Genomic DNA, 12,161 nt, shown 5'->3' with positions numbered 1-12,161 from the left:
TATATTACTTTATTCAAAGACCCCTAATGAAAATAAGAAAGAGATACATCCTGCTCATTTTAATAGCACTATTGCCATTAATCCACCTAGTTCATCCAGGAGATTTTTGTTATGGTGTTACAGAAATTATTGTAATTGGTGCGTTTGCGTTACTCTTTGTTATTGTGTTTTTGGTGGTGCTATTCAATAATTTATATGGCATTGCACTAAAGAAAGAACTTTTTAATTACAGACCTGTACTTATTGCAGTCGTGTATACAATTGTGCTGTTGTTTTTATTACGCTTTCATGATGATAATTTATTCAAAACACCAAAGTTGGCTTTTAAATCTCCAGCTACAGCAAAAACCAATGTAAAGCTTACACTTTTTACCGATAAAGATTTCGAATTAAAAACCTTATATAAAACATATAGATGCATAAATAAAGGAACATTTACCATGCAAAATGATTCTATTTATTTAAAATTTAACAATAGATATACTCAGAATAATGATATTGATTCCGTGTATTATTTTAATAGAATTAGAGGTGTATTACAAGCTACTACTATAAATAATACAATTTTGTATCAAGTGACTGATTTATCAAAAAAAGAGGAATATAAATATTTTTCTAAATAATTATATTTATATTTGCACGTGGTTTTTTATTAAACCACACTTTTTCTTTTTCATAGCAATTTTCCCACTCATATTATGAGTGGGTTTTTTTATGTGTTTTAAATCACAAAACCATCGATTTGTATGGTAAATTCATAATTATCAAATATCTTTGCAAAACATTCGTGGCAATATGAATTCAACTGTAATTTCAGAGACAAAAATAGCAATGGATACGCTTTTATCAGACTTAAAACAGCTTACTAAAGTTGGCTTATCTTTAAGCGTAGTTTTTTCGTCTGTTGCTGGCTATTTATTAGCAGTTGATGTCGTGAATTTTTCAACATTAATTTTATTAGGTTTAGGTGGTTTTTTTATGGTTGGTGCTTCTAACGCATTTAATCAAGTTATAGAAAAAGATACTGATGCTCTTATGCTGCGTACAATGAATAGGCCATTACCAACAGGTAGAATGTCTGTTAATTTTGCCATGTTTGTTGCAGTTTTGTTTACACTTTTAGGTTTAGGTATTTTGTATAGCATTAACCCAAAAACAGCATTATTTGGGGCTATTTCTATATTTTTATATACCTCAGTTTATACACCATTAAAATCTGTTACACCTTTAACCGTTTTTGTAGGTGCAATACCTGGAGCTATACCATTTATGTTAGGTTGGGTAGCTGCAACAAATCAGTTTGGTATAGAAGCTGGTATGCTATTTATGATTCAGTTTTTTTGGCAGTTTCCACACTTCTGGGCCATAGGTTGGTTGCAGTTCGAAGAATATAAAAAGGCAGGTTTTAATATGCTGCCAATGAATACCAAAGATAAAAGTGCTGTAAAACAAATTATTTTTTACACGGTTATTATGATTTTGGTTTCTATAGCACCTGTGTTAAAAGTTTCTGGAGATTTTTATATCTATCCACTAACAGCTGTAATAGTAGCGTTACTAGGATTGGTAATGTTGTATTATGGTGTAAAATTGCACAAATCTGAACAAAATACAGATGCCCGAAAATTAATGCTAGCCAGTGTTTTGTACATAACCATTGTACAAGTTATATATGTAGTTGATAAATTTTTACATTAAGATGATAGAAGAACAAGCATTAGAACAAGAGTATAAGGCAGCTCAAAGTAAATCAGCCAAGCCTATGTTATGGGTAGCCATGATTAGTATGGTTATGTTTTTTGCAGGGCTAACCAGTGCTTATGTAATAAGTATGAAGCGTGATGACTGGGTAGATTTTGATTTGCCACAGGCCTTTTTTATTAGTACTGGCTTAATTGTATTAAGCAGTATTACTTTATTTTTATCGCAAAGCTTTTTAAAGAAAGATAAAAGACAAATGTCACTAATTTTCTTGGTACTTACCTTGGCTTTAGGACTAGGTTTTATTTGGCAACAATATGTAGGTTTTAATCAGTTAAAAAGTGTAGGTTTATTTTTTACTGGGCCAGAAAGCACAGTATCTACATCTTTTATAATTGGTATTACATTTATGCACATCTTGCACATCTTTGCAGGGGTTATTGTACTATTTGTTGTAATTTATAATCATTTTAAATATAAATACAAGCCAAATGATTTGCTAGGGTTCGAATTAGGAGCTATTTTCTGGCATTTTGTAGATTTATTATGGATTTATCTATTTTTCTTTTTCTATTTTATTAGGTGATGAAAATTGATTAATTTTGACAAACATTTAAGATTTTAATTAAATATTATTTATGGAAGCAAATATTGCTATACCTTCAGACGGAAAAAACACTTGGAGTGGTGGTGGAGTAAGACCATTTGGTGCAAGCTATGGTAAAATGATGATGTGGTTCTTCATTCTATCTGATGCACTAACATTCTCAGGATTTTTAGCAGCTTATGGTTTAACGCGTTTTAAATTTATCGATTCTTGGCCAATTGCAGATGAGGTATTTACGCACATCCCTTTTATACATGGAGAATTCCCTATGTATTATGTTGCATTTATGACGTTTGTATTAATATTTTCTTCGGTAACTATGGTATTGGCTGTAGATGCTGGTCATAAAATGCAAAAGAATAAAGTAGCTTGGTATATGTTTGCTACCATTATTGGAGGTTTAATTTTCGTTGGTTCTCAAGCTTGGGAATGGAATACGTTTATTAAAGGTTCTTATGGTGCAGTTAAAACTACAGATGGTAAAGTATTACAGTTTGTAAAAGATGGTCATCAAATAGCACTTTCTGATTTTGTTGTGGGAGAAAGAACAGATGGTAGAATAACACATACCAAAAAGAATGGTTTGTGGTTTGAAGGTGAAAAAACAGTACCTGAATATTCTGTAGCTCAAGTTATGGCTTCTTATGAGGCAAACCCTTCTATTTTAATTAGAAGTGAGCAAATAGATATGGATAAGAAACAAAAAATTATCTTTTCTAGAGAAAAAGGTTTAGAAGAGTTGGCTAAAGCAAACATGGTTGTTGAAGGCGCTAACTTAAAAGTAAACGAATATGGTAACACCATATTTGCAGATTTCTTTTTCTTTATTACAGGTTTCCACGGTTTTCACGTATTCTCTGGAATAGTAATTAACATCATCATATTTTTTAATGTAATTCTTGGTACTTATGAAAAAAGAGGACATTATGAAATGGTAGAAAAGGTAGGATTATATTGGCACTTTGTAGATTTAGTTTGGGTATTCGTATTTACATTCTTCTACTTAGTATAATTAAAAAATAAGAGCAACAAATGGCACACGCACACGAATCTAACGTTAAGAAAATATGGATGGTATTTGGTTTACTATCTATAGTTACTATTGTTGAAGTAGCATTAGGTATCATAAAACCAGACATTTTACATTTAACAAGTTTTTTAGGTACAAGTCCTTTAAACTGGATCTTTATAATTTTAACCTTGTTTAAAGCTTACTACATTGCATGGTCTTTTATGCACTTAGAAGGTGAGAAAAAATGGTTTAGAAGATCTATAGTTTGGACAGGAATTTTCCTAATCTGTTACTTAGTAACTTTATTACTAATAGAAGGTAATTATTTGTTCGATACTTTAGCGCCACTTGTACGTTGGTAAAAAAATAAAAAAGGTGGTTTTAACCACCTTTTTCTATACTTAATAAGCACAAAACTAGTTCTAGTTCAATTATAATTTATTCCCTTATGAAGTTTTTTACCAAGAAAAGAATTGTATTATTTCTACTTTTTATCTTTCCATTAATACTGTTTTTAATTTTATCTACAGGTACTAATAACTTTACAAAGTTACCTGTGCTAACTAAGAACGTTGCAGATATTTCTGAAATAGATAGCAAAAATCAAACTTCATTTAAAGGCCATATTTCAATTGTTAGTTTTCTTGGAAACAATACTGAAAATATGAGACCCGGAATTTTAGCCTTGAATGAAAAGATTTACAAAACTTTCTTAGACTATAAGCAATTTCAAATTATCGCTATTTATCCTAAAGGGAGTGATGCAGCAGTTGATCGTTTAAAAGAAAAGCTATCTGATTTTACAGATATGCAAAACTGGATTTTTGTAGAAAGCTCAGAAGGCGAAATAGAAGGTTTTTACGATACTATGTCTATTAATGAACCATTGGTAGATTTGACAACCAATAATGTTTTTTTAATAGATAGAGAAGGTAACTTAAGAGGTAGAACAAATGATGATGATACTTCAGATGGAAAACTTTATGGGTACAATATAAATTCGGTTTCTGTATTAAATAGTAAACTAAAGGATGATGTTAAGGTTTTGTACTATGAATATTATGCAGCCTTTAAAGATAAAAATAAGAATAAAGCCAACAGAAAGGAAGTAGGATTATGAAAAAGAAGTATTCATACGTAGGTATTGCTTTTATTATATTGTTATTTGGTATTTATGCTATTCCTAAAATAGTGGGCAGATTCGAAGACTCTGGTTTAATGAAATTTGGTAAAGTACCTGATTTCGAATTTATAAATCAAGAGGGTGAAACTATTACCAATGAAAATTATAAAGACAAAGTATATGTAGTAGAGTTTTTCTTTTCTACATGCCCTAGTATTTGTCCTATTATGAATCAAAAAATGCTGGTTTTACAAAACTCGTTTTTTGGAAATCCAGAATTTGGTATTGCATCTATATCAATAACACCAGAAATTGATACTCCAGAAGTATTAAAAGAATATGCTAAGAATAATGGTATAACTCATAAAAATTGGCATTTGCTTACAGGAAAGTCAGAAGAGGTAGTTTATAATTTATCCACCAAAGGTTTTAAATTGTATGTTGGAAAAGGAGAAGAAGAGCATGGAGGTTTTGAACATTCAGGTTTATTTGCATTAGTAGATAAAGATGGTTACATAAGATCTAGAAAAGACGAACTAGGTAACCCTTTAATGTATTATAGTGCTTTGGGTGATGAAGATTTTCCAGATCAAATGAAAGAATTAAAAGAAGACATAAAATTATTATTAAATGAGTAGCCTAGCACAAGAAAAGAAGTACAAGAAAATTATTACGGCTTTAACTATTATTATTCCTTTAGCTGTAGCAGCATTGTTTGGAATTAACTTAAGAGAATTAGGTTTTGATGTAGAGCCTTTAACTTTTTTACCACCTATATATGCAACTATTAATGGGTTAACAGCAGTTGTTTTAATTGCAGCTGTAGTTGCTATTAAAAATGGAAATCAAAAGTTACATGAACAATTGAATACGTTTGCAATTCTTTTATCATTGGTTTTCTTGGTAATGTATATCGCTTATCATATGACCTCTGATTCTACTACTTTTGGTGGAGAAGGTTTTATTGCTTATTTGTATTATTTTATTTTAATAACGCACATCGTACTATCTGTAATAGTAATACCTTTCGTGCTATTAACCTATATGAGAGCAAAGTTGGGTAATTTTGCAGCTCATAAAAAGATAGCGAGAAAAACGTTTCCTATTTGGTTATATGTAGCAGTAACAGGTGTTATTGTATATTTAATGATAGCTCCTTATTATGCTTAGATATAAACACTTTTTTATTGCAGTTTTTTTATTACTATCGCAATTTGGTTACGCTCAATGTGCCATGTGTAAGGCTGTAGTAGAAAATGGAGATATTTCTATGGCTGAAGGCGTAAATAACGGAATTACATATTTAATGGTTTTTCCTTACTTATTAATTGGTGTATTATTCTTCACTTTATACAGATATAGAAAGAGAATTAAAAATTAACATTTCAATAAGAGTAAAATACTGTAACAAATTTTACTTTTAATCGTCTTATTAGCAAATTGAAATAAACGCATTTCTTTCTAGTGATAAGAAAGTGTTAACCAACCAAAAAATATTTAAGTTTTGAGAAATCAACTAATAGTACTTGTAGCTTTATTTACTTCTATTGCTACTTTTTCACAAAAACAATGGACTTTAAGAGAATGTGTAGATGAAGCCTTGGCTAAGAACATCTCTATACAGCAGAATAAATTAGATTTAGCATCATCAGAAATTGATGTAGAAATAGCTAAAGGTAACTTTCTACCAAACTTATCTGGTAACACAGGTGGTAACTTAAACTTTGGTACTGGTTTCGATCCTGTATCTCAAGATAGGGTAAACACAAGTTTCTTTGGTGGATCTATCAATTTAAGTTCAGGTATAACCGTTTTTAACGGTTTTAGAAATACCAATATTTATAAGCAGGCACAATTAGGTGTAGAATCGAGTAAATTAGATTTAAAGAAAATAGAAAATGATATTTCTTTATTTGTAGTTAACGGATATTTAAATGTCTTGTTTGCAAAAGAAAATTTAAATGCTGCTAGAGTTCAGTACGAAATCAGTGAAAAGCAAATTGAAGCTGCAGAAAGTAGGTTCAAATCTGGTGTAATACCTAAAGGAGATTTATTAAATACCCAATCTACAGCTGCGTCTAATTTACAAACTGTAATAAGTAACGAAAATGCATTAGATTTAGCTTTATTAAACTTAGCTCAGTTGTTACAAGTACCTGCAGAAGGCTTTGATGTAGCACCTGTAGATGTTGGTACGCCATCAGAAAACTTGTTTTACACAAACTCAAGTAATGTTTACGAAAAGTCTTTAAATAATTTACCAGAGATTGAAAGAGCAAAATTAGCCATAGACAATGCAGCATTGGGTATCGAAATTTCTAAAGCAGATTTTTTACCATCAATCACTGCATCTGCAGGTGTTTCTACTAATTACGGTTATAACTTAAATTTACCTCCAGGTTTTTCTAACACAGATTTCTTTGATCAAATTAACGACAACCTTGGTTATGGTTTAGGCTTTAACGTACGTATACCAATTTTTAATCGTTTTCAAACAAGAAACAGAGTTTCTCAAGCAGAGATAAATAAAGATATTTTTGAAACAAGATTAGAGAGCGAAAAATTAAATTTACAACAAACTATAGAACAATCTTTCTTAGATGTAAAAACAGCATTAAAGAGTTATGAGGCTGCTAAAATTTCTTTAGAAGCACAAGAAGAATCGTTTAAGAATGCGCAAGAACGTTATAATTTTGGGGCAATGACTCAATTTGATTTCGATCAAGTAAGAAATCGTTTGGTGAATGCGCAAACTACATTAATACGTTCTAAATATGATTATGTTTTTAAAACTAAAGTATTGCAATTTTATGCGGGTGAGTTAGTGTTAGAGTAATCAGAAAAATATTTCATCAATAAACCTCACTTTTTTAGTGGGGTTTTCTTTTATATCTATCTTTGTAAAAAAAAGAATTTGAGTATTATTTTAAATATAGAAACAGCTACAAAAAACTGCTCTGTAAGCATAGCAGACAAAGGTGTTATTTTGGCTATTAAAGAACTTAATAATGGCAATTATTCACATGCTGAAGTATTACACCCATTTATAGCTGATGTTTTAAAAGAAGCCAATTTAAGTTCTAAAGATATAGATGCTGTTGCTGTAAGTAAAGGCCCTGGTTCTTATACAGGCTTAAGAATTGGAGTGTCTGCTGCCAAGGGCTTATGTTTTGCTTTTGACAAACCTTTGATTTCAATTGATACCTTACAGTCACTAGCATATGCCACTAAAGTATCTGAAGGTTTTATTGTACCCATGATTGATGCTAGAAGAATGGAGGTTTATGCTTCTGTATTTGATGCGAATTACAATGAGGTTAGAGCAATAAAGGCAGAAGTTATCACAGAAAATTCGTTTTTATCTTATTTAGAAACTAATAAAGTAACTTTTTTAGGTGATGGTGCTTTGAAATGCAAAGAAGTAATCACTCATAAGAATGCCGTATTTTTGGCAGATTATTTTCCTTCGTCAAAAGAAATGGCGGTTTTATCATATGAGAAGTACAAAAAAAACGACATCGAAGATGTCGCTTATTTTGAACCTTTTTACTTGAAAGATTTTGTAGTAATTCCTGAAAAGAAAAAGAAACCTTCTTTTTAATTATTAATCTTCTGTTTTATTAATGTTTACTCTATGTGGATAAGGAATTTCTATTCCTGCGTTGTCTAATGCTATTTTTGCATTTTCTGTAATATCAAAATAAACATCCCAATAGTCATCAGAAGTAGACCAAGGTCTTACAGCAAAGTTTACAGAACTATCAGCTAATTCAGAAACATTTACAGTTGGTGCTGGTTCTTTTAATACTTTAGGATGAGACGTTAAAACATTCATTAAAACTTCTTTGGTTTTTTTAATATCAGCATCATAAGAAACGCCTATAACTAAATCTACACGTCTTGTACCTTCTGTAGTATAGTTAACGATATTACCATTAGACAAGGCTCCATTAGGTATTATAATTTCTTTATTAGAAAGACCTTTTAACTTGGTTGTAAAGATTTCGATTTCTTTAACTACACCAATTTCTCCTTGAGTTTCTACTAAATCTCCAATTTTAAAAGGTTTAAAAATCATAATTAATACTCCACCAGCAAAATTAGCTAAAGAACCTTGCAAGGCTAAACCAACAGCTAAACCAGCAGCTGCAATTATAGCTGCAAATGAAGTAGTTTCTACTCCTAATTTAGAGATAACAACAATAAATAGTAAAATTTTTAATGCCCAACCTGCTAAATTTCCTAAGAATTTTTGAAGTGTAACATCCACACCACCCTTACCCATTAATTTTCTTGCAGAACTAACAACAATCTTAATCGCAAATAAACCTACTATTAATATTACTAACGCTGTAAGTACTTTTGGTGCATATTCAACGAATATGTCTTGAAACTTTTCAATGTATTCTTCCATTATTTTTGTTTTTATATCTTTTTAAATAGCTAAAATAAAGATATCTAAGAAAACGAAGCGATAAATTCTATAAGAATAATAATGAAATAACAGCTAACAATGCTGGTATGGTTTGTATGTAAAGAATTTTAATTTTTTGGGTAGAATAAGCACCATAAATACCAGCAACAGTTACACAGGCTAAAAAGAATAAGGCCACGTCTGTTTTTGTTATTAAAACAGACCAAAACAACCCAGCTGCTAAGAAACCATTATACAAACCTTGATTGGCAGCCATCACTTTGGTTTCATTAGCAAAGTGTAGATCTTTAAGACCAAAAGCTTTCATACCTCTTTTGCTAGTCCACCAAACCATTTCTAATAAAACGATGTAAATATGGATTAAGATTACTTGAGCTATCAGTAAAATTTGTAAAATATTCATAAAAAAGGTATAAAGTTAATTTCAATGTTACCAAAACACTGAGTAATGTTAACAATCTAAATTACTGATTTTATGTGAATTATGATTTATAATATGTTAAAATTAACTCCAATGTTAAATTAATGTTACCAAAATGTTTAGTTTATGTAATTTAAATTGTATATTTGTAAAGGAAATGTAAACCTTAAAACATAGAATTATGAAAAAATTTTTAGCAATTGTAATATTCAGTCTTACTATGAGTGGATATGCACAGGAACAAAAACCTACTTTTAAGGCTGAAGGAGATTTAGTTAAAGCAACTTATTATCATGAAGATGGATCAATTAAAACACAAGGATTTTTTAAGGATAAAAAATTAACTGGTGAATGGGTACGTTTTGATAAAGAAGGTAACAAAGTTCAGCTAGCTTATTATGACAATGGTAAGAAAGTAGGTAAGTGGTTTGTTTGGACAGCAGACTCTTTAAAAGAAATTAATTACGAAAGTAATGCAATTGCTTCTGTGAATGTATGGAAGCCAGAATCTAAAGTAGCTGTAAATAACGATTAAGGTTCTATTTACACTATTTTAAAAAGCTCAATAAAATCGTTAGATTTTATTGAGCTTTTTTTATTCTTTAAGAAATTTACTTAACATCATTCTCTTCTTGGCAGGAATTGCGGTGCTCTCTGCTGCAATCTTTAACAACTCTTGGTTTTTATCTTTATCAAACACTAGTTTAAACAAGTCGTAAACAGAGACTCTCTTTTCAGAACGCTCAATGAGTTCAAATTCATCGTTTACTTTTACGAATCCTTCTTTTAAAATACTTAGATAAGTGCCACCAAAACCATATTGTATAAATTGTTTTAGAACATTTTGAGTTCCGAATTTATAACCAAATTTATAGCAAGGCTCTCTGTATTGAGATACCTGTACAATAGCTTCACCAACCTTAAAAACATCACCCAAATAAACCTCTTTTTCATTAAAATTGGTAAGGGTTAAATTTTCTCCAAACATACCCCAGGTCCAATCTAAATTAGGATATAATTCTTTCCAATAAGGATAATGATCTGCAGAAAATATATAACAAGCTTTATAGTAACCCCCATGATTTAATCGATTAGAAACTTCATCTTTTAATACATCATTTTTGGTTAAATAAATTGGTTCTGTAGTTGGTGTTTTAAATATTCCAGTAGTTTCTTTTTTACCATTCCAAATAAATTCGGTTGGCTTACCAATATTTGTAGATATTATTTTCATATTGATTTTGTATTAGTTCTTAAGCTTTTAAAACTGAATTTGCATTTCAATGTAAAGCAAAAAAAACGTCTAGAAAAATTCTAAACGTTTTTATTATACTGATATAAGATTTTAATTACTCTACAATAAGAGAGAAAGGAATACTATATTTTACACCTACTGGTTTACCTCTTTGTCTTCCAGGAGTCATTTTTGGTAATTTATTCATTACACTAATAACTTCACTTTCGATTTTTGGGTGAGGACCTCTTGCTTGAATATTAACAATGTTACCTTGTTTATCAATTTTAAATCCAATAAAAACTCTCTTTTTTCCCGGTGATAAACCTAATTCATTTGGTAACTCTGCATCAAATTTTCTAGAGAAATGTTTTTGTACCATTTTACTGAAACATGCTTTTAACTCAGCTTTATTTCCTTTACACCCAGGAAAAACTGGTACATCTTCAATAATCATGAAACTTACATCTTCTACAACTTCTTCAGCTTCTTCAACCTCTACAATTTCTTCTACTTCTACAGCTTCTGTTTCATCAGTTTCTGTAGATTCTATTACAGTTTCTTCTATTTCCTTTTCATCTTCAACAACTTCAATTTTTTCTGGAGTTGGTGGTGGTGGAGTTTTAGGTTTTACTGGTTCTATTCTTTCTGTAATTGGAACTTCTTCTTCCATTTCAGCATCCATACTTACTACAGCTAAATCACCATAAGTCTTGTCGTAAGTCTTTTGTTCGATTGCAACATATGTAACAAATAAAGCTAATACAAGCCCTATCTGCATGAAAATCTTACTAAAATTTTCTAAATTCGATTTTGGATTTTTCTTAATTTGCATTATAAAGAGTTTTTAATAGATTGCTAATTTAAATAAAAAATTGTTTTATTTACAATTCTACTATTAATTAATCTGCTTTTTTTTAAAAATAGCATTAAAAAAGAGTAAAGCTAATAAAACACCTAAAGTGTTTGCAAAAACATCTAGGTAATCGCCTGTTCTGTAATTTGTTAAGACACTTTGTAATACTTCAATTATTATGCCAAATACCACACAAGCTAAAACTATTAGCATTTTTTTGCTTTTTTGTTGGTAAAAACTAACCAACCAAGCAAAAGCTAAACTAAAATAGGCGATAAGATGATAAATTTTATCTACATTCTTAACACCTATATCTGTACTTGGTAATTTAAATAAGCTTAACCCTACAATTGTTATTGTAAAAGTTATGGCTATAAAAATAAAATTATCCAGCAATAAGACTTTTATACGCTTCAGCATCTAGTAAGTCTTGAATCTGAGCTTCATCAGAAATTTCTAATTTTATCATCCATCCTTTTTCATAAGGATCTGAATTTACCAATTCTGGATCGTCTTCTAACTCGTCATTGAATTCAATAACTTCACCTGACAAAGGCATAAATAAATCAGAAACTGTTTTTACTGCTTCTACAGAACCAAACACTTCACCTTCTTCTACAGTATCATCTAAAGTATCTACATCTACATAAACGATGTCTCCTAATTCGCCTTGTGCAAAATCTGTAATTCCTACTGTTGCAATATTGCCTTCAATTTTAACCCACTCGTGATCTTTTGTGTATTTTAAAGTAGCTGGAATATTCATTGTATA

Annotated in this window: 18 protein-coding genes; 12 read left to right on the top strand and 6 right to left on the bottom strand. The window is 30.1% G+C overall.

What is annotated here, in order from left to right; translation table 11 throughout:
* The first annotated feature begins 26 nt into the window (after window positions 1-26).
* The 11 genes from MED152_RS06765 to tsaB all read left to right on the top strand — a co-directional run bounded on the left by MED152_RS06765 (window position 27) and on the right by tsaB (window position 8,044).
* On the top strand, window positions 27-623 hold the full coding sequence (locus MED152_RS06765; RefSeq protein WP_015481115.1) for a hypothetical protein: 597 nt from the start codon (window positions 27-29) through the stop codon (window positions 621-623).
* Between the two features lie 172 nt (window positions 624-795).
* On the top strand, window positions 796-1,698 hold the full coding sequence (gene cyoE, locus MED152_RS06760; RefSeq protein ID WP_015481114.1) for a heme o synthase: 903 nt from the start codon (window positions 796-798) through the stop codon (window positions 1,696-1,698).
* Window position 1,699: 1 nt separating this feature from the next.
* The gene (locus tag MED152_RS06755; RefSeq protein WP_015481113.1) at window positions 1,700-2,287 is read left to right on the top strand and encodes a cytochrome c oxidase subunit 3; all 588 of its coding nucleotides are present in this window, start codon (window positions 1,700-1,702) and stop codon (window positions 2,285-2,287) included.
* Between the two features lie 52 nt (window positions 2,288-2,339).
* Window positions 2,340-3,320 (top strand): cytochrome c oxidase subunit 3, encoded by a 981-nt coding sequence (locus tag MED152_RS06750; RefSeq protein WP_015481112.1) that lies wholly within the window; start codon window positions 2,340-2,342, stop codon window positions 3,318-3,320.
* A 20-nt stretch (window positions 3,321-3,340) separates the two neighbouring features.
* The gene (locus MED152_RS06745) at window positions 3,341-3,682 is read left to right on the top strand and encodes a cytochrome C oxidase subunit IV family protein (RefSeq protein ID WP_015481111.1); all 342 of its coding nucleotides are present in this window, start codon (window positions 3,341-3,343) and stop codon (window positions 3,680-3,682) included.
* 86 nt (window positions 3,683-3,768) lie between these two features.
* Entirely contained in the window at window positions 3,769-4,440 is a 672-nt protein-coding gene (locus MED152_RS06740) for a hypothetical protein (RefSeq protein WP_015481110.1), read from the top strand.
* Window positions 4,437-5,081, top strand: coding sequence for an SCO family protein (locus MED152_RS06735; protein ID WP_015481109.1), 645 nt, complete (start codon window positions 4,437-4,439; stop codon window positions 5,079-5,081). Before MED152_RS06740 ends, MED152_RS06735 begins: the two co-directional genes overlap by 4 nt.
* Window positions 5,074-5,613, top strand: a complete 540-nt coding sequence (locus MED152_RS06730; RefSeq protein ID WP_015481108.1) for a DUF420 domain-containing protein — start codon at window positions 5,074-5,076, stop codon at window positions 5,611-5,613. The genes MED152_RS06735 and MED152_RS06730 overlap by 8 nt, the downstream gene beginning before the upstream one ends.
* Complete coding sequence (locus tag MED152_RS06725; protein WP_015481107.1) at window positions 5,606-5,824, top strand: hypothetical protein; 219 nt, start codon at window positions 5,606-5,608, stop codon at window positions 5,822-5,824. The genes MED152_RS06730 and MED152_RS06725 overlap by 8 nt, the downstream gene beginning before the upstream one ends.
* A 123-nt stretch (window positions 5,825-5,947) precedes the next feature.
* A complete protein-coding gene (locus MED152_RS06720; RefSeq protein WP_015481106.1) occupies window positions 5,948-7,279 on the top strand; it encodes a TolC family protein in 1,332 nt (443 codons plus the stop codon).
* Between the two features lie 78 nt (window positions 7,280-7,357).
* A complete protein-coding gene (tsaB, locus tag MED152_RS06715) occupies window positions 7,358-8,044 on the top strand; it encodes a tRNA (adenosine(37)-N6)-threonylcarbamoyltransferase complex dimerization subunit type 1 TsaB (protein WP_015481105.1) in 687 nt (228 codons plus the stop codon).
* Window positions 8,045-8,047: 3 nt separating this feature from the next.
* Here the strand turns inward: tsaB and MED152_RS06710 are convergent, their stop codons facing one another.
* Window positions 8,048-8,857 (bottom strand): mechanosensitive ion channel family protein, encoded by an 810-nt coding sequence (locus MED152_RS06710; RefSeq protein WP_015481104.1) that lies wholly within the window; start codon window positions 8,855-8,857, stop codon window positions 8,048-8,050.
* A gap of 67 nt (window positions 8,858-8,924) precedes the next feature.
* Window positions 8,925-9,281 (bottom strand): DUF1304 domain-containing protein, encoded by a 357-nt coding sequence (locus MED152_RS06705; protein WP_015481103.1) that lies wholly within the window; start codon window positions 9,279-9,281, stop codon window positions 8,925-8,927.
* Between the two features lie 199 nt (window positions 9,282-9,480).
* On the opposite strand from MED152_RS06705, the gene MED152_RS06700 reads away from it, so the two are divergent.
* A complete protein-coding gene (locus MED152_RS06700) occupies window positions 9,481-9,834 on the top strand; it encodes a toxin-antitoxin system YwqK family antitoxin (protein WP_015481102.1) in 354 nt (117 codons plus the stop codon).
* Between the two features lie 60 nt (window positions 9,835-9,894).
* On the opposite strand, the gene MED152_RS06695 is transcribed toward MED152_RS06700, so the two are convergent.
* From MED152_RS06695 to gcvH, 4 genes are all read right to left on the bottom strand, one after another.
* Window positions 9,895-10,533: an MOSC domain-containing protein gene (locus MED152_RS06695; RefSeq protein WP_015481101.1), complete on the bottom strand. Its 639-nt coding sequence runs from the start codon at window positions 10,531-10,533 to the stop codon at window positions 9,895-9,897.
* Between the two features lie 115 nt (window positions 10,534-10,648).
* The gene (locus MED152_RS06690; RefSeq protein WP_015481100.1) at window positions 10,649-11,368 is read right to left on the bottom strand and encodes an energy transducer TonB; all 720 of its coding nucleotides are present in this window, start codon (window positions 11,366-11,368) and stop codon (window positions 10,649-10,651) included.
* Between the two features lie 63 nt (window positions 11,369-11,431).
* Window positions 11,432-11,809: a VanZ family protein gene (locus MED152_RS06685; protein WP_015481099.1), complete on the bottom strand. Its 378-nt coding sequence runs from the start codon at window positions 11,807-11,809 to the stop codon at window positions 11,432-11,434.
* Window positions 11,775-12,155, bottom strand: coding sequence for a glycine cleavage system protein GcvH (gene gcvH, locus MED152_RS06680; RefSeq protein ID WP_015481098.1), 381 nt, complete (start codon window positions 12,153-12,155; stop codon window positions 11,775-11,777). The genes MED152_RS06685 and gcvH overlap by 35 nt, the downstream gene beginning before the upstream one ends.
* Between the last annotated feature and the right edge of the window lie 6 nt (window positions 12,156-12,161).

This window comes from Polaribacter sp. MED152 (assembly GCF_000152945.2).
Classification (GTDB): domain Bacteria; phylum Bacteroidota; class Bacteroidia; order Flavobacteriales; family Flavobacteriaceae; genus Polaribacter.
The sequence above is the reverse complement of the archived record's forward strand: the minus strand, read 5'-3'. Positions and strand labels throughout refer to the sequence as shown.